General features: G+C 71.5%; 15 protein-coding genes. 10 read left to right on the top strand and 5 right to left on the bottom strand.

The annotated features are described in order from the left end of the window. The first annotated feature begins 379 nt into the window (after positions 1–379). On the top strand, positions 380–1,069 hold the full coding sequence (gene cei / locus LY12_RS06090) for an envelope integrity protein Cei (RefSeq protein WP_253853833.1): 690 nt from the start codon (positions 380–382) through the stop codon (positions 1,067–1,069). 140 nt (positions 1,070–1,209) lie between these two features. Here the strand turns inward: cei and LY12_RS06085 are convergent, their stop codons facing one another. Next, positions 1,210–2,001 (bottom strand): inositol monophosphatase family protein, encoded by a 792-nt coding sequence (locus LY12_RS06085; protein ID WP_301302333.1) that lies wholly within the window; start codon positions 1,999–2,001, stop codon positions 1,210–1,212. 178 nt (positions 2,002–2,179) lie between these two features. Here LY12_RS06085 and ppgK point away from each other — a divergent pair, with 178 nt between their 5' ends. Together ppgK and LY12_RS06075 are read left to right on the top strand one after the other, a co-directional pair. Beyond that, positions 2,180–2,941 carry a polyphosphate--glucose phosphotransferase gene (gene ppgK, locus LY12_RS06080; RefSeq protein ID WP_253853831.1) on the top strand — a complete coding sequence of 254 codons (762 nt, stop codon included), beginning with the start codon at positions 2,180–2,182 and terminating at the stop codon, positions 2,939–2,941. A 207-nt stretch (positions 2,942–3,148) separates the two neighbouring features. Next, a complete protein-coding gene (locus LY12_RS06075; protein ID WP_253854944.1) occupies positions 3,149–4,561 on the top strand; it encodes an RNA polymerase sigma factor in 1,413 nt (470 codons plus the stop codon). Between the two features lie 246 nt (positions 4,562–4,807). Here the strand turns inward: LY12_RS06075 and LY12_RS06070 are convergent, their stop codons facing one another. Further along, on the bottom strand, positions 4,808–5,680 hold the full coding sequence (locus LY12_RS06070) for an EamA family transporter (RefSeq protein ID WP_253853830.1): 873 nt from the start codon (positions 5,678–5,680) through the stop codon (positions 4,808–4,810). A gap of 264 nt (positions 5,681–5,944) precedes the next feature. On the opposite strand from LY12_RS06070, the gene LY12_RS06065 reads away from it, so the two are divergent. After that, a complete protein-coding gene (locus LY12_RS06065) occupies positions 5,945–6,124 on the top strand; it encodes a DUF7455 domain-containing protein (RefSeq protein WP_183652685.1) in 180 nt (59 codons plus the stop codon). A gap of 264 nt (positions 6,125–6,388) precedes the next feature. Here the strand turns inward: LY12_RS06065 and LY12_RS06060 are convergent, their stop codons facing one another. Further along, positions 6,389–8,116, bottom strand: coding sequence for a DEAD/DEAH box helicase (locus LY12_RS06060; RefSeq protein ID WP_253853828.1), 1,728 nt, complete (start codon positions 8,114–8,116; stop codon positions 6,389–6,391). Between the two features lie 346 nt (positions 8,117–8,462). On the opposite strand from LY12_RS06060, the gene LY12_RS06055 reads away from it, so the two are divergent. Then, positions 8,463–9,872, top strand: a complete 1,410-nt coding sequence (locus LY12_RS06055) for a YihY/virulence factor BrkB family protein (RefSeq protein ID WP_253853827.1) — start codon at positions 8,463–8,465, stop codon at positions 9,870–9,872. A 73-nt stretch (positions 9,873–9,945) separates the two neighbouring features. Here LY12_RS06055 and LY12_RS06050 read toward each other — a convergent pair whose 3' ends face one another. After that, a complete protein-coding gene (locus tag LY12_RS06050; RefSeq protein WP_253853826.1) occupies positions 9,946–10,200 on the bottom strand; it encodes a DUF3039 domain-containing protein in 255 nt (84 codons plus the stop codon). Positions 10,201–10,261: 61 nt separating this feature from the next. Here LY12_RS06050 and LY12_RS06045 point away from each other — a divergent pair, with 61 nt between their 5' ends. Then, positions 10,262–11,230 (top strand): pseudouridine-5'-phosphate glycosidase, encoded by a 969-nt coding sequence (locus LY12_RS06045; protein ID WP_372493454.1) that lies wholly within the window; start codon positions 10,262–10,264, stop codon positions 11,228–11,230. Continuing rightward, complete coding sequence (locus tag LY12_RS06040) at positions 11,227–12,123, top strand: carbohydrate kinase family protein (protein WP_253853825.1); 897 nt, start codon at positions 11,227–11,229, stop codon at positions 12,121–12,123. The genes LY12_RS06045 and LY12_RS06040 overlap by 4 nt, the downstream gene beginning before the upstream one ends. Before the next feature lie 67 nt (positions 12,124–12,190). On the opposite strand, the gene LY12_RS06035 is transcribed toward LY12_RS06040, so the two are convergent. Next, entirely contained in the window at positions 12,191–12,664 is a 474-nt protein-coding gene (locus LY12_RS06035) for a DUF3099 domain-containing protein (RefSeq protein WP_372493453.1), read from the bottom strand. Between the two features lie 154 nt (positions 12,665–12,818). Here LY12_RS06035 and LY12_RS06030 point away from each other — a divergent pair, with 154 nt between their 5' ends. From LY12_RS06030 to LY12_RS06020, 3 genes are all read left to right on the top strand, one after another. Continuing rightward, positions 12,819–14,372 carry a DUF7782 domain-containing protein gene (locus LY12_RS06030; RefSeq protein ID WP_253853824.1) on the top strand — a complete coding sequence of 518 codons (1,554 nt, stop codon included), beginning with the start codon at positions 12,819–12,821 and terminating at the stop codon, positions 14,370–14,372. Next, positions 14,369–14,794 carry a D-aminoacyl-tRNA deacylase gene (gene dtd / locus LY12_RS06025; protein WP_253853823.1) on the top strand — a complete coding sequence of 142 codons (426 nt, stop codon included), beginning with the start codon at positions 14,369–14,371 and terminating at the stop codon, positions 14,792–14,794. Before LY12_RS06030 ends, dtd begins: the two co-directional genes overlap by 4 nt. Positions 14,795–15,045: 251 nt before the next feature. Then, positions 15,046–16,182 (top strand): sigma-70 family RNA polymerase sigma factor, encoded by a 1,137-nt coding sequence (locus tag LY12_RS06020; RefSeq protein ID WP_253853822.1) that lies wholly within the window; start codon positions 15,046–15,048, stop codon positions 16,180–16,182. The last annotated feature ends 446 nt before the right edge of the window (positions 16,183–16,628 follow it).

Genomic DNA, 16,628 nt, shown 5'->3' with positions numbered 1-16,628 from the left:
GCCCGGGAAAAGGGTGAGTGTCGTCTCATCGGTGTTGCCACCTGCGTCACACATCGCCGCAGCCCGGGAGCCCGGAGAGGGTAGCCCACGACGTACCCGGCTCCACAGCAGGTCACCCCGACCCTGTGGCACGTCACTCGAGCGGGGCATTTGATCCGGTCCGAGGCGGGTTACCCGGGATGAGGTGCCGCGACCCATGCAAACCGGAAACACGTCCTCGACCGCCCGCAGCCGCCCGTCGGCGCACCCCGACGGCACTGTGACCGGCCGGGACGGCGTGTCCCCGGCGGGTCCCGGCCTGCGCCGCCGTTGTAACGCCTAAGCTGATCAGCGGCGACATGGACGATAGTTGGGCGGGGATCGGCGAAGGGACGGCTCAGTGGTGTCGGGGACCGGTGGCTTCCGGAGAAGCCGTGTCAAGCCGTACCGGAAGCACAAACCGCTGCCTGCCTTGATCGTGGTGGCAGTGCTGGGCCTTGCGGCGTCGGCGATCTGGATCAACGTGGTCGCCTCCACGGAGGACCTCGACGAGGCGATTCGCTGCAGCCCCGCGGCACATCCACCCGAAGGTGTGACGTTCAACCCGCAGCCGTACGACGCGCTCTCCAGCACCCAGCCCGCCCCGCCCCACCGGGTGAACGTCCAGGTTCTCAACGCGGGCGGCCTGCGCGGCGAGGCAGCGATGACCACGTCGGCGCTCGAACAGCTCGGCTTCACCCAACTCGGCGAACCGGCCAACGACGACGCCTTCCCGAAGGGCGAGGCGTCGTGCCACGGGCAGCTCCGCTACGGCCCGAACGGCGAGGCGGCCGCCCGCACGCTCCGCCTCATCGACCCCTGTCTCCAGCTCGTCGAGGACGGCAGGAAGGACGCCACGGTCGACCTGGCCATCGGCTCGTCGTTCAACGACGTGCGCCCGACCAGCGAAGCCCTCGACGTCCTGGAACAGCTGAAACGTTCGAGCGGGGGCAACACCTCGGGCAGCGAGCAGTCCGCCGGCGGCGCGTCCGGGACGAGTTCGCTCATCGACCGCGAACTGCTCGACCAGACCGAGCCCGAGCACTGCTGAGTCCGCACCCCGCCGAGCCGGCACCCCGCTGAGTCCGCACCACCGACGAGCCGGCACAGCGCCGAACCTCGGCACCGGTTCCTCGGCGCCGTGTCACCCACTCCGTCGCCGGGGAACGATCGTCGCCGGGTGCCCCGTGGTCAGATGCCGCCCATCCCGCAGTCGATCAGTGCCCTGCGCAGTGGTTCGGCGATGGCCGGTGCGGCCGCCAGCGTGCCGTCGCTCCCGAGTTCGGGGTCCTGTCCCGGAAGCGCCACGACGGCGCCCGCTTCCTCGGCCAACAGCGCCCCGGCCGCCCAGTCCCACCGCGCGAGGCCGTGCTCGGCGTAGCCGTCCAGCCAGCCCGCCGCGACGTGGCACAGGTCGAGTGCGGCCGAACCGCCGCGGCGGATGTCCCGCACCCGGCCGAGAAGTTCGGCGATCATCGCGGCCTGCCGCTTCCGCCGCTCGGTCACGTAGTTGAAGCCGGTGCCGACCAGCGCCATATCCAGCCCGTCGGGCCGGGACACCGTCAGCCTGCGTCCGTCGAGCCACGCACCGCCGCCACGCGTGGCCGTCCACCGGCGGCCGCTCACCGGTTCCACGACCGCGCCCGCGACGGACACGCCGTCGATCTGCGCCCCGACGGACACGGCGAAGTCCGGTAGGCCGTACAGGAAGTTCACCGTGCCGTCGATCGGATCGGCCACCCACGTGAGGCCGTCGCCACCGTCGCCGCCACCGCCCTCCTCACCGAGGACGGGCTCCCCCGGGCGCAGCTGGGAGAGACGGGCGCGGATGAGTTTCTCCGAGGCGACGTCCACGGCCGTGACGACGTCGGTCCGACTCGTCTTCGTCTGCACGTCCACACCGGCGCCGTCGAGCATCGACTCGCGTTCGGCCGCGACGAACGCGGCCGCCTCGACGGCGACCTGCTCGGCGACCTCGACCAGGTCGGCGTACGACGGCGCGGCATCGGCCGCGGCACCGGAGGCGGCGGAGCGGGCAGCGGCGGGAGTTCCGGATTCGGGTTCGATCGCGTCCACGGGACCTATAGGACCACACGGGGCCGCCTGTCCCGCTACAGTCTCCCGCCAGGAATCTGAATCGAGTAGGAAAGGGGCGACGCTGATGGCGGCGACGCGGGGATTCGGCATCGACGTCGGCGGGAGTGGCATCAAGGGCGCGCTCGTCGACCTCGGAACGGGCGAGTTCATCGGCGACCGGTTGCGCATCGAGACGCCGCATCCGGCAACGCCCGGGGCCGTGGCGGACGTCGTCGGTGAGATCGTCCGCCACTTCGACTGGGACGGCCCCGTCGGTGTGACGCTGCCGGCGGTGGTCAAGCAGGGCGTGGCCCACACCGCGGCCAACATCGACCCCAGTTGGATCGGCACGGACGCCGACGCCCTGTTCGCGAAGCGGCTCGGCCTCAGCCGCGACGACGTCGCCATGCTCAACGACGCGGACGCCGCGGGCCTGGCCGAGATGCGCTTCGGTGATCCGGCCGTGCGCACGGGCGTCGTGGCGCTGCTGACCTTCGGCACCGGCATCGGCAGCGCGCTGTTCGACGACGGCAAGCTCATGCCCAACACCGAGTTCGGCCACATCGAGGTCGACGGCCACGACGGCGAGACCCGCGCCGCCGCGTCGGTCAAGGACCGCGAGGAACTGTCGTATCCGGAATGGGCCACGCGCGTGGATCGTTATCTGACCGTGCTCGAGAATCTGATCTGGCCGGATCGGTTCATCGTCGGCGGCGGCGTGAGCAAGAAGGCCGACAAATGGGTACCCCTGCTGACGAACCGGACGCCCGTGGTGGCGGCATCGTTGCAGAACAACGCGGGGATCGTCGGTGCCGCGGCCGCCGCAGCCGAGGGCATCGAACCCTGACCGGTAACCACCACGACGTCCCACGCCACGCCGTGCTCACCGGGCGGGCCGCGGGATTTCGGCGGCGAAAAACATGATCGCGCCCCGACCCTGCGCGGCGACGTCGTTACAATGGAACACGGCCCTCGACTGCGGGATGCAAAACCGCAGGCCGGGGGCATGTCCCCCGAATCCAAGGCAGCCGGGACGCATGCGTACCGGTTCGTCATGATCGACCGCTGCGAAAGGGCGTACGTGGCAGCCGCAAAGACCGCAACCCGCGGGCCGAAGACAACGAGCGCCGCCGAGCAAGCGACAGCCGAGGAGACGGCGGCCGCCGAGGGTGCCGAGGCACCGGAAGCGACAGCGACCAAACCTGCGCGCAAGACGGCCGCGAAGAAGTCTCCCGCCAAGTCCACCAAATCGGCCAAGTCGACGGCTTCGGCCAAGGCGAAGCCCAAGGCCGATGGCGAGGAACCCGACCTCGACGGCGCCGATGTCGAGGACGTCGACCTGTCCGACCTCGACGTCGACGCGGTCGAGGTGGATGTCGTCGACGCCACGGTGACCGAGGAGGAGGCCGAGGAGGCCGAGACCGAGGCCGAAGCCGAGGAGGCTCCGAGCGGCAAGAAGAAGCAGACGTCCCCGGACGGCGACTTCGTCTGGGACGAGGAGGAGTCGGAGGCCCTGCGGCAGGCCCGCAAGGACGCCGAGCTCACCGCGTCGGCCGACTCGGTCCGCGCCTACCTGAAGCAGATCGGCAAGGTCGCCCTCCTGAACGCGGAGGAAGAGGTCGAGCTCGCCAAGCGCATCGAGGCCGGCCTGTACGCCTCCGAGCGCATGCGCGTCATCGAGGAAAAGGGCGAGAAGCTCACCACCCAGATGCGCCGCGACCTCAAGTGGATCATCCGCGACGGCGAGCGCGCGAAGAGTCACCTGCTCGAAGCCAACCTGCGACTGGTCGTGTCGCTGGCCAAGCGCTACACCGGCCGTGGCATGGCGTTCCTGGACCTGATCCAGGAGGGCAACCTGGGCCTGATCCGCGCGGTCGAGAAGTTCGACTACACCAAGGGCTTCAAGTTCTCCACGTACGCCACGTGGTGGATCCGCCAGGCGATCACCCGCGCGATGGCCGACCAGGCCCGCACCATCCGTATCCCGGTGCACATGGTCGAGGTCATCAACAAGCTGGGCCGTATCCAGCGTGAGCTGCTTCAGGACCTCGGCCGCGAGCCCACCCCCGAAGAGCTCGCCAAGGAGATGGACATCTCCCCGGAGAAGGTCCTGGAGATCCAGCAGTACGCCCGCGAGCCGATCTCGCTCGACCAGACCATCGGCGACGAGGGCGATTCGCAGCTCGGCGACTTCATCGAGGACTCCGAGGCGGTCGTCGCGGTCGACGCCGTGTCGTTCACGCTGCTGCAGGACCAGCTCCAGTCGGTGCTGCAGACGCTGTCCGAGCGCGAAGCCGGCGTGGTGCGGCTGCGGTTCGGCCTCACCGACGGCCAGCCGAGGACTTTAGACGAGATCGGTCAGGTCTACGGCGTCACGCGCGAGCGGATCCGGCAGATCGAGTCGAAGACGATGTCCAAGTTGCGGCACCCGTCGCGGTCCCAGGTCCTGCGGGACTACCTGGACTGACGACCGGCGCCAGCGTCGCCCGGCACCCGGCCGCCGGCCCGCACACCGCGGGTCGGCGGCCGTTGTCGTATCGGCAGGCCGCCGCCGAGGACCGCGGCCACGGTGCCGGGGTTCCGTCGGGTCCGGTGTGGACGTGTCAGGCGCCGGCAGGGTCGCTTTCCCCGTCATCGGGCGACGATCCGTACCGCCGTCCACAGTGGCCGGACGACGCGGCGCCGGTGGCAGCGGCCGAGCCGGACCCCGGAATCACGGCGGTTCGCGCACCGTCTCCTCCGAACCCCGCGAACGCAGCAGCACCCCGCACACCACGGCGAGGATGCCGAGAGCCTCCGTGAGCGCCGGCACCTGCCGCAGCACCACCAGGCCGACCAGTGTCGCGGTCACCGGCAGCAGGGCCAGCAGCACGGCGAAGCGAGCCTGCCCGACCCGCCGCAACACCACCTGATCCAGCCCGTACGGCACGACGGTCGACAGCAGTCCGACCCCGATACCGAGCAGCAGCAGGTCCGGCTCGGCCCACACACCGCCCGTGCCGAGCGCCAGCGGGCTCAGCACCACGGTCGCCACCGTGAAGCCCACCGCGAGGCTGTCGATTCCGTTGCCGCCGAGAGCCACCTTCTTGCCGAGCACGATGTACCCGGCCCATGCCGCCGCGGCCGCCAGTGCGAACGCCACACCCGCCGGGCTGCCGCTCCACTGCACGTCGGCGATCGCCAGCACACCGGCGACCACGAGGACCAGTGCGGCGAAGTCCCGCTTCGTCCGGGATCCGAGCGCGGCGACCAGCACCGGCCCGACGAACTCGATGGCCGTGGCCGTGCCGAGGGGCAGCCGGGCGATCGCCTCGTAGTAGACGACGTTCATCAGGGCCGTGACCACGCCGAACGTGCCGGCCAGCAGCAACGGCCTGCCCCGCCACGCAGCCCGGCCAGGCCTGCGCCATGCGAGAAGAATCACAGCCGCGCCGAGGCAGCGCAACCAGGCCACTCCCGCCGGGGTCGAGGCGTCGAACAGCCACACGGCCACGGCTGCGCCCACGTAGATCGAAATTCCGCTGAGAACGAACAGGGCAGGTGCGGGAACCGTGTCGATCCGCCGTTTTGCAGCCGAGATATCCACGTCGACGATGGTGCCCGACCACCGAGAACGCCCAGTTGAGGGCCCTGCCGGACCCGCCGCGATGACCACGCACGAAACGGCCGCCGACGCAAGGACGGCCGCGACGTGACACACCTCCCACCGGCGCGGGAACACTTGCGGGCGCCAAAACGTCTGTAAGAGTGGACGGCAGCGAACAACGGAAGCGGCAACCAGAGCCGACTTCGTTCTCGCGGCTGAATTGATGGCATCGGCGCGCCGATGCCGGGACGGAGGGAGACTCCCATGACTTCACCGACGCTCACCCGCCCCGAACTGACCCGCGCGGACCGTTGCGACCGGTGCGGAGCCGCAGCCCAGTTGCGAGCGGTACTCCCCAGCGGCGGCGAACTGCTCTTCTGCGGACACCACGGCCGTGAGTACGAGGCCAAGCTGAAGGAACAGGACGCCGACATTCAGCGCTGAGTAGCCATCACCAGCCGTCGTCACGGCTTGTCCGGCGTCGGGGCGGGGCGCAGCGGAGCGGGACCGAGAGCGCCGCTGTGAGACTCGCACCGACATGACACCAGTAGCCGACACGCAGAAGGGGCGGAACCCGGTTCGGGTTCCGCCCCTTCTCGGTTCCACACCGTTCCCGGGCCACGCTCGCCCCGGGGACGCCCTATCTCCGGTCCCACGTCCTACCTCTGGTCCACGCCCTGTCTCCGGTCCGGCGTCCCGGTACGGCGGTCACCACGAGCGCAGGGTCGCGATGCGCTCCTCGAGCTGCTCGACGGTCGCCATCGCCGTCGGCGGGCCGCCGCAGATCCGGCGCAGCTCGTTGTGGATCGCACCGTGCGGCTTCTTCGTCCGGTGGTGGTACACACCGACGAGCGTGTTCAGCTCCTTGCGCAGCGAGTGGATCCGCTCCCCGACCGCCTGCGGGCGCGCCGGGGGTTCGGGTGCGGACTCGGGCTGTTTCGGCTTCCGCCGCTGCTCGTCGGCGAGCTGTTCCTCCTGCCGCTTGCGCAGCAGTGCCCGCACCTGATCGGGCTCGAGCAGGCCCGGCAGGCCCAGGTACTCCTGCTCCTCCTCGCTGCCGGAGAACACGGCGGTACCGAACGAGTCGCCGTCGTAGATCACCTGGTCGAGCTCGGCCGAAGCGCCCAGGGAGGTGAACGCCTTCTCCTCCTCACCGGGCTCGTCCTCGGTGCGGTTGGCCGCGAGCAGCAGCTCGTCGTCCCAGCCGTCGGACTCCCGGTGCGGTTTGCCGAGCACGTGGTCGCGTTCGGCCTCCAGCTGGCTGGCCAGTTCGAGCAGCACCGGCACGCTCGGCAGGAAGATACTCGCCGTCTCCCCCGGCTTTCGGGCACGCACGAAACGGCCGATGGCCTGCGCGAAGAACAGCGGCGTCGAGGCGCTCGTGGCGTAGACCCCGACCGCCAGCCGCGGCACGTCCACGCCCTCGGACACCATCCGCACGGCGACCAGCCACCGTTCCGTCGACTCGGCGAACTCGCCGATTCGCCGAGTCGCCTTCGGATCGTCGGAGAGCACCACCACCGGCTGTTCCCCCGCGATGCGCTGCAGAATCTTCGCGTAGGCGCGTGCGGAGTCCTGGTCGCTGGCGATCACGAGCCCGCCGGCGTCCGGAATCCCGTTGGCCCGCAGCTGGGACAGCCGCGTGTCGGCGGCCTGCAGCACCGACGGCACCCATTCCCCACCCGGGTCGAGGGCCGTGCGCCAGGCCCGCGCGGTCTGCTCCGCCGTCAGCGGTTCCCCCAGCCGCGCGGTGAACTCGTCGCCCGCACTGGTGCGCCACGACGCCTCCCCGGAGTAGGCCAGGAACACGACCGGCCGCACGACGCCGTCGGCGAGCGCGTCGGCGTAGTTGTAGCTGCTGTCGGCCTTGCTGCGGAGGGCTCCGTCCGCGTCGGGTTCGTAGGTGACGAACGGGATGGGCGAGTCGTCACTGCGGAACGGCGTACCGGTCAGCGCCAGTCTGCGGACCGCGGGCGTGCACGCCTCCTCGACGGCCTCCCCCCACGACTTGGCATCACCCGCGTGGTGGATCTCGTCGAGGATCACCAGCGTCTTGCGGTTCTCCGTGCGGACACGGTGCAGGTTCGGATGGGCGGCGATCTGCGCATACGTGACCGCCACACCCTGGTAGTCCGAGGACGTGACACCCGTGGTGTTGCGGAAGTTCGAATCGATCGCGATGCCCGCGGCCGCCGCGGACGCGGCCCACTGGTGTTTGAGGTGCTCGGTCGGGGTGACGATCGTGATCGCCTCGATCGTCCGATCGGCCAGCAGCTCGGCCGCCACCCGCAGCCCGAACACCGTCTTACCGGCACCCGGCGTCGCCACGGCGAGGAAATCCTTGGGCCGCTGCGTGAGGTACTTCGTCAGCGCCCGCCGCTGCCACGCGCGCAGGGGCCGGGCCGTCGCATCGCTGTCGGGCTCCGGTGCGGACACGGCGCGCTCCTCACGGTGCGCGTGAGCCGACCTCTGGTCCGACGTCGCCGACACAGCCGATGCACTCCCCTTTCCCACCAGGACCGACAACACCGGCCGCGCGCCGGTGACGTGCTCGCGGCCACCCACCGCGGGCCCGCACAGCAAAACCCTCCCGCGCTGGCCGGCTCCGCTGGCGGCCGTCGTGGTGAGGGCGCATCGGAGAGAGTACCCGGACCGTCCGACGGGATCGGCTCACGGCCGGGCCCGCCGGGTCGCCCCGCGAGGCGTTTCCCCGCGACACGCCGAGGCCGATCGCACGGGCGAACGCGCCGATTCGGCGCCGATGGACCATGCTGGGACCGTCATGAACGACCAGAACACCGGCCGGCCCACCGGCGACGACGCGTCCGCACCCGCGGGCGGCGGCGACGCCGGCTCCGAAGGGCGCCCTGCGGGCCCGCCGGAGGGCGCCCCTTCGGGTGACCGGGAGCAACCGCGACGCCGCACCCGCCCACTGCGCCTGCTCGGCCGCACGATGAACAAGGCGTGGGAAGGCAACATCTTCTCGGAGGCCGCCGAGGCCGCCTTCTGGCAGACCCTGTCCCTCCCGCCGTTGCTGCTGGGACTGCTCGGCAGCCTCGGCTACCTCGGCGACTGGTTCGGCCAGCAGGTCGTGACCAGGGTCCACGACAACATCATCGGGTTCGCCGACACGATCTTCAGCGAGAGCGTGGTCCAGCGGATCATCGAACCGACGGTCGACGACATCCTGACCACGGGCAAAGGTGAGATCGTCTCCGTCGGTTTCCTGATCTCGCTATGGGCGGGATCGTCGGCGATGTCCTCGTTCGTCGACGCCATCACGGTCGCCCACGACCAGTACGGGGTGCGCAACGAGGTGTGGCAGCGGATCTTCGCGCTGCTGCTGTACATGGCGAGCCTGGCGTTGCTCATCGTCGGCCTGCCGATCATCGCGATCGGGCCGGACCTGCTGCCCGACTTCTTCCCTCCGGACTGGAGACCGACCGTGTCGGCGTGGGTCGGCACGCTGTACTACCCGACGGCCGGGGTGGCGCTCGTGCTCGCACTGGCGACGCTGTACAAGCTCTCACTGCCGCGCAAACTCCCCTGGCACCGCGGGCTGCCCGGCGCCGTGCTCGCGATGGTGATCTTCCTGCTCTCCAGCGTGGGCCTGCGCCTCTACATCGGGTGGATCACGACGACCGGCTACACCTACGGCGCCCTCGCCACCCCGATCGCGTTCCTGCTGTTCGCGTTCTTCATCGGCCTGGCCATCGTTGCGGGGGCCTATTTCAACAGCGCCATCCAGGAGCTCTGGCCCGCCAAGCCGACCCGCAGACAGCGACGTGCCTGGCAGCGACTCGAACGGGAACGGGCCGCGGAACGGATCAAGGCCGACGAGAGCCGGCCCCTGTCCAGCCGCACCACCCTGCCGCTCCGCAGGCCCCGGCGACACGAACCCCGGTCCGAGGCCCCCGGAAGCGGGCCCCGGGACGAGTCCACGCAGAACCGCGCCACGCAGGACGACACCGTCCGGGAAGGGACACCGGACAGCGCTCCATCAGACCGGGCTCCATCGGACAGCGCTCCAGCTGACTCCGCTCGGTCGGACAGCGCCCCGCCGGACAGCGCTCCCGCTCGGTCGGACAGCGCCCCGCCGGACAGCGCTCCCGCTCGGTCGGACAGCGCCCCGCCGGACACGGCTCCGCGGGACGGCGAGCGGCGGGCAGGCGACCGGGCGGCCGACGCGTGACGGGGCGGCCGTGGCGGACCGGAGCGGGCCGGCAGGCCGGCTCAGTTCCGCCACGGCCGCACGACCGGCCGGGTCACTCGTCGTCGCCGCCGCCGGGTGGCAGGCCTTCGAAGACCTTCTTGCAGTCGGGGCACACCGGCGAACCCGGCTTGGCGGACTTGGTGACCGGGAAGACCTCGCCGCAGAGCGCCACCACGTGCGTGCCCATGACCGCGCTCTCGGCGATCTTGTTCTTCTGCACGTAGTGGAACACCTCGGGGGCGTCGTCGTCGGTGCTCTCGGTGCCCTCGGGGCGGGTGTCGACATCAGGCAGCGTTGCAGTGCTCATGTTCACCAGTTTGCCACCCACGGCCACACGAGTGGATGCCTATGGGCCAGGATTGCCCGCTGTGACCAGTACTGCCCACCCCGCCGCTCCCCGCCACGCCGCCGACCCCGTCGCCACCGCACCCGTGACGCCGTCGGCCGAGGTCGCCGCGGCGCTCGACGCCGGCGCCGCCGTGGTCGCGCTCGAGAGCACGATCCTCTCGCACGGGCTGCCTGCCGGCCGGAACCTGGAGGTCGCGGCCCGCCTCGAGGACACGGTCCGCCGCGCGGGCGCCGTGCCCGCCACGATCGCGGTCCTCGACGGGACCCCGCAGGTGGGGCTGACGACCGCGCAGCTCGAACGCGTGTGCTCACCGGACGAGGACCTCGACAAGCTCTCCGCCCGCGACCTCGGTCCCGCCATGGCCTCGGGCCGCTCCGGCGCGACGACGGTGGCCAGCACGTCCGTGCTGGCCCACGCCGCGGGCATCGGCGTGTTCGCCACCGGCGGCCTCGGGGGCGTCCACCTGCCCCCGCCGGGCGAGACGACGACCTGGGACGTCTCCGCCGACCTCGCCGTGCTCGGCCGCACGCCGATCCTCGTGGTGTGCTCCGGCATGAAGTCCATCCTCGACATCCCCGCGACCTTGGAGGTCCTGGAGACCGGCTCGATCCCCGTGCTCGGCTACGGCGTCGACGAGTTCCCCGCCTTCTACCTGCGTTCCTCGGGGCTGCCGGTGCCGCACCGGGTCGACGGCCCCGGCCAGGTCGCCGGGGCGATGACCGCGCATCGCGCGTTCTCCTCCTCGGGCATGGTGCTGGCCAATCCGATCCCGGCCGAGGCGGAGATGGACCGCGAGCTGCACGACCGGTTGCTCGCCGAGGGCCTGGCGAAGGTCGGCGAGACGGCGGTGAGCGGCGCCGACGTCACGCCGGTCCTGCTGGAGCACTTCCACACCGCTTCCGGCGGTGCCAGCCTGGACGCCAACGAGGAACTGGTCGTCGCCAACGCCGAACTCGCCTCCCGCGTGGCCGTGGAGCTCGCCCGATGAGGATCGTCGTGGTCGGCGACGCCGGCCTGGACGTCGTGGCCCGGCACGAGGGCCCGCTGGTCCACGGCGGCGACACCAGGGCACGTGTGGGACTGACCGGCGGCGGGGCCGGCGCCAACACCGCCCTGTGGCTGCGCGCGGCCGGCGCGGATCCGGTGCTGCTCGCCCGCGTCGGTGACGACCCCGGTGGCCGGCTGCTGCGCACGGAGCTGGAGGCGGCGGGCGTCACGTGCGCGTTCGCCGTGGACGCCGACGCCGCGACGTGCTGTGTCGTCGTGCTCGTCGACCCCGACGGGCAGCGCACGATGCTGCCCGACCGGGGCGCCAACAAGCGTTTCGGTCCCGCCGACGTCGCCGCGGTGGGACCTGCGGCGCTCGAAGGCGCCGACCACCTGCACCTGTCCGGGTACGTGCTGCTGGATCCGTCGTCCCGGCCCGCGGGCCTGGCGGCGCTCGAAGCCGCACGGACGGCCGGGGTGCCGACGTCGGTGGATCCGCAGGCGGCAGCGCTCATCACCGACCCGGGCCGGTTCCTCGCCGATGTGCGCGGCGTCGACCTGCTGCTGCCCAACGCCGCCGAGCTGGCCGCGCTCACCGGGTCCGGCGATCCGGTGGCGGCACACGAACTGCTCGGGCACGTGGGAGCCGTCGCCGTCACCACCGGGCTCGACGGCGCCGCCTGGGTCGACGGCGAGGGGATGCGCACCGTGCCCGCGCAACCCGTGCCGTGTGTCGACAGCACGGGCGCCGGGGACGCGTTCAACGCCGGCCTGCTCACCGCCCGCCTGCGCGGCGAGCCGATACCTGACTGCCTGACCGCGGGGGTGCGGTTGGGTGCCCAGGTCGTCAGCCAGGTGGGCGCCCAGCCCGTGCCGGGCTCGTTACCGGCCTAACGTGCAGGTCCGGCCGGGGCGGCCGGACACGCCGGACCGGGACAGCCGCGCCGCGGTCGCCGGATCGCTACTCGCCGGACGCGGTGCCGTCGGCGGCACGCGACTGCGACGCTGTGGACCTTGCCGACGTCGTGGACTTTCCCGGCCCGGCAGTTCCGGAGGCCGACGTTCCCGATGCGGAGGCGCCCGAGGCGGAATCCCCCGACTCGGTGGACCCCGGCGGGCTGGCGACGTCGATCACCTGGTGCGCGGTGGCTTCGAGCGCACGGTGCTCGCGCTGGTAACGGTTCACCTCTTCGCTCTTGCGGGGTGGCCGGTCGTTGGCGATGAGGACGGCGATCCACGGCAGCGGGATCGACAGCACGAGCAGCGCCAGCGCGAGCCACCACGTCTGATAGAAGACACCGGCCAGCACCAGGCACGGGAAACGCATCCCCATGGTGAGGACGTACTTGCGTTTGCGGGCAGCGAGCTCGTCGTCGTAGGAGGGCGCCGCCTCGGTGATCAGGACCGGATCGCCGGACCTGTCGCGTTCCTCCACCGGCCTCACCTCCACCGCTCCATGCTCCCACCGCGGCCCGGCCCGCGACAGGCGGGGCGGCGGCGCCATCACCGGCGACGGCGGGTGTACCCACCGGTCCGGCGGTCGACCACGCACGGGCTCGTGCCGGGCAGCCGTGCGACGATGACACACCGTGAACAGTGCCGAATCCTCCGAGACCGTTCCCTCACTCACCCCCGACGTGTGCGCGCGCCTGCGTGAGGCGCTGCTCCGATCCCGGTACGACGCCGACGGCGTCACCGCGGCGTTGGGCGCGGCGGCGCATGCCGCACTCGGCCGCGGTGAGCCGCTCCCTGCGTTGCAGGCGAGCGCCGAGGCCGGCGAACTCGGCACCCTCGTCCGGTTGCTACTGCTCGGCCGCCGCGAGCCCGCCGACGCCGTGGCCGCCGCGCTGGCTCCGCTGACCGTCGAGGACGCGGTCGCCGCGGAGATCCTGCGGCCGGACGGCGACGGATTCCGCGCGGGCCTGGACATCCGGCCGCACAGCGACGACGAGGGATCGTGGTGGGTGATCGCCGATCTGGACTCCGATCAGCTGGGCCGTCCGGTCGACCGCGAACACGTGCTCGGGGTCGGGCACGCCTCGCTGAGCCTGGTGCGGGCGACGAGCCGCAGGCCGGTCGGGTCGCTGCTCGACCTCGGAACCGGCAACGGGGTGCAAGCTCTGCACGCCAGCAGGCACGCCGAGCACATCACCGCCACGGACGTGTCCGCGCGGGCACTGGCGCTGGCGCGTGCGACGTTCCTGCTCAACGAGCTCGACGTCGAACTCGTGCAGGGCGAGTGGTTCACACCGGTGGCGCGCCGCCGGTTCGACCAGATCGTGTGCAACCCGCCGTTCGTCGTGGGACCGCCGCGTGTCGACTACACCTACCGCGACGCCGGCCTCGGCGGTGACGACGCGAGCGCCCTGGTCGTCCGGCAGCTGCCGTCGCTGCTGAATGACGGCGGCGTGGGGCAGCTGCTCGCGTCCTGGCTGTACGTCGGGGACGAGGACTGGTCGGACCGGGTGACCCGGTGGCTCCCGCACGGCACCGACGCGTGGTTCGTGCAACGCGACGTGGCGGATCCGGCACTGTACGTCGGCACGTGGCTGCGCGACGAGGGTATCGATCCGAGATCGCCGGAGGGCCTGGCGAAGGCCGAGGCGTGGCTCGACTGGTTCGCCGCCCACGACGTGCGGGGCATCGGATTCGGGTTCGTCACGCTCCGCAAGACCGCAGGCGAGCCGACGATCGTGTGCGAGGACCTGCGACAGGCCTACGACGACCCGCTGGGGACCGAGGCGGCCGCGTGGCTGGACCGCGTGGAATGGCTGCGTCCCCGCGACGACATGGCACTGCTGGCGACCCCGTTCCGGGTGCCGGACAGTGTCGTACTGGAACGGATCGACGCGCCGTCGGACGAGGGGTGGGAGACCTCGATCCGCCGGCTGCACCGGCTCGACGGCCCCGGCTGGCAGCACGAGGTCGACGAACTCGCGGCGGCGCTGCTCGGCGGATGTCGTGGCATGCTGCCGCTCGAGGATCTCCTGGAACTGCTGGCCGCCGCCCACGGCGAGGACGTCGCGCAGCTACGGGACACCGCGACCGCGCTGGTGCGCGAGCTCGTCCGGCACGGGATGCTCGAACCGGCGGGCGGGTTCCCCGAGTCGGGCCCGGCGTCGGCACGGGAGACGTCGCGGTGAAAGCTGTCGTGACGAGAGTCACGGAGGCGGCCGTGACCGTCGGCGGCGAGGTCGTCGGCGCGATCCCCGAGCCGGGGTTGTTGGTATTACTCGGAATTCACATCGACGATACGTCGGACAAAGCCGACACAATGGCGCGGAAACTGCACGAAATGCGACTGCTGCGTGACGAGGAGTCGTGCGCCACGGCCGATGCGCCGCTCCTCGTCGTCAGCCAATTCACCCTGTACGGCGACACCCGGAAAGGCCGCCGTCCATCGTGGACGGCGGCGGCCCGGCCCGAACAGGCGGAACCGTTGGTGGACGCGGTCGTCGCCGCCTTGCGGCAGCGCGGCGCCCGTGTGGAAACCGGCCGGTTCGGCGCGACGATGCAGGTCCACAGCGTGGGCGACGGCCCGTTCACGGTGCTCGTCGACGTCTGAGGCCCGGCGGGCCCCGACCCCGCAGGGCGGGTGCCGAAACGTGAACGTGAGGCGTTGCACAGCGCGGGAAAAACCCGGGAACGATTTCGCGTGGATCGACGTTGTTCGAGGTAACCGGCCACGAAGCCGGCCGGTGCGTAACGGTTCCGCAGGCTTGATCGACTGTTCTGGGGAACGCCGCGCGGCAACACACAGGCGGCGGGCGCCCGCCGCATCGCACCGCACGTGAGCCCGCCATCCGGGGAGGCAGAATGACCGTCCAGACTCTCGAACGCGAGGCCCGGGACATCCGCGACCGCGACACCGCGGCCGACGTCCCGGTGCCCACGGTCGGTGCGGTCGAACCGGCCGCCGTCGACGCCGACGCCACGGGCACGGCGACCGCGGTGGCGTCGATACCGGAGCCCGCCGAGATTCCGGAGCCCGCCGAGCCGGCGGCGCGCGCCGTGCTGCAACTGGAGGATCTCGACGCCCAGGGCCCCGCGGCCGACCTCGTCCGCGTGTACCTGAACGGCATCGGCAAGACCGCGCTGCTCAGCGCGGCCGAAGAGGTCGGCCTGGCCAAGCGCATCGAGGCAGGCGTGTACGCCCAGCATCTGCTGGACACCGCCGACGACCTGGCCGACGAGCGCGCGTGGGAACTGCGCCTGGTCGCCCGCGACGGCCGCCGCGCGAAGAACCATCTGCTGCAGGCGAACCTGCGGCTGGTCGTGTCGCTGGCCAAGCGCTACACCGGCCGTGGCATGCCGCTGCTCGACCTCATCCAGGAGGGCAACCTCGGGCTGATCCGCGCGGTCGAGAAGTTCGACTACGCGAAGGGCTTCAAGTTCTCCACCTACGCCACGTGGTGGATCCGCCAGGCGATCACCCGCGGAATGGCCGACCAGGGCCGCACCATCCGGCTGCCGGTCCACCTCGTCGAACAGGTCAACAAGCTCGCCCGCATCAAGCGGGACCTGCATCAGAAGCACGGCCGCGAGGCCACCAACGAGGAGCTGGCCGCCGAGTCGGGCATCTCGGTGGACAAGGTCTCCACGCTGCTGGACCACGCGCGGGACCCGGTGAGCCTGGACATGCCGGTCGGCAACGAGGAGGACGCCCCGCTCGGCGACTTCGTCGAGGACGCCGAGGCGGCCGACGCCGAGACGAGCGTCATCTCGGGACTGCTGCACGACGACATGCGGCGGGTCCTGGGCACGCTCGACGACCGGGAGCAGAACGTCATCCGCATGCGCTACGGCCTCGACGACGGCCAGCCCCGCACCCTCGACCAGATCGGCCGCCACTTCGGCCTCTCCCGCGAGCGGGTGCGGCAGATCGAACGCGAGGTCATGGCCAAGCTGCGCCAGGGTGAGCGGGCCGACAAGCTCCGCGCCTACGCCAGCTGAGCTCCCCCGGAACGCCGGCCGCCTGCCTGTAACCCAGATCACGACTGGTACGAACAATTCGCCTGCCGAAATCGCGCAACCTTTCGGCCGACCGGACGTCTACCTAGTGGGGTTAGGGCAACGCGGCATGCGTTCCACGGAGCGTGCCGCCTGCCTGTCGAAGGCCGGGTCCCTCGGGGTGGGACCCGGCCTTCACCATGTCCGGCCCGCGCCCCGCCACGGTCGAGCCGTGCGCCACCGCCCACTGCTCCCCTCGCCGGCCACAGGCCTGCGGCCACTGCGACTCCGCTCGCCTGTCCCCGAGCGCCGTTCGTGTCCTCGCTCTCCTGCCGCGCTGAGCCAGGTGCCCGCCGGCCGCCAGGAACGGCCCCGACCGGGCGTTGCGGGAGGGCCCCACCCGCGTGATCTGGATCGCCTGCCGCGCCCGGCCGGCCCGACCGGTGCGG

This window comes from Prauserella alba (genome assembly GCF_024171735.1).
Taxonomy (GTDB): Bacteria; Actinomycetota; Actinomycetes; order Mycobacteriales; family Pseudonocardiaceae; genus Prauserella; species Prauserella alba.
Note: the sequence above shows the minus strand (reverse complement) of the source record. Positions and strands in the feature narration are given on the sequence as shown.

What these genes read in the sequence shown, in the direction of transcription:
- LY12_RS06050 (WP_253853826.1), bottom strand. Translation starts at nt 10,200, where the DNA reads ATGAGCACTGCAACGCTGCCTGATGTCGACACCCGCCCCGAGGGCACC.
- LY12_RS06055 (WP_253853827.1), top strand. Translation starts at nt 8,463, where the DNA reads ATGAACGACCAGAACACCGGCCGGCCCACCGGCGACGACGCGTCCGCA.
- LY12_RS06065 (WP_183652685.1), top strand. Translation starts at nt 5,945, where the DNA reads ATGACTTCACCGACGCTCACCCGCCCCGAACTGACCCGCGCGGACCGT.
- LY12_RS06075 (WP_253854944.1), top strand. Translation starts at nt 3,149, where the DNA reads ATGATCGACCGCTGCGAAAGGGCGTACGTGGCAGCCGCAAAGACCGCA.
- LY12_RS06040 (WP_253853825.1), top strand. Translation starts at nt 11,227, where the DNA reads ATGAGGATCGTCGTGGTCGGCGACGCCGGCCTGGACGTCGTGGCCCGG.
- ppgK (WP_253853831.1), top strand. Translation starts at nt 2,180, where the DNA reads ATGGCGGCGACGCGGGGATTCGGCATCGACGTCGGCGGGAGTGGCATC.
- LY12_RS06020 (WP_253853822.1), top strand. Translation starts at nt 15,046, where the DNA reads ATGACCGTCCAGACTCTCGAACGCGAGGCCCGGGACATCCGCGACCGC.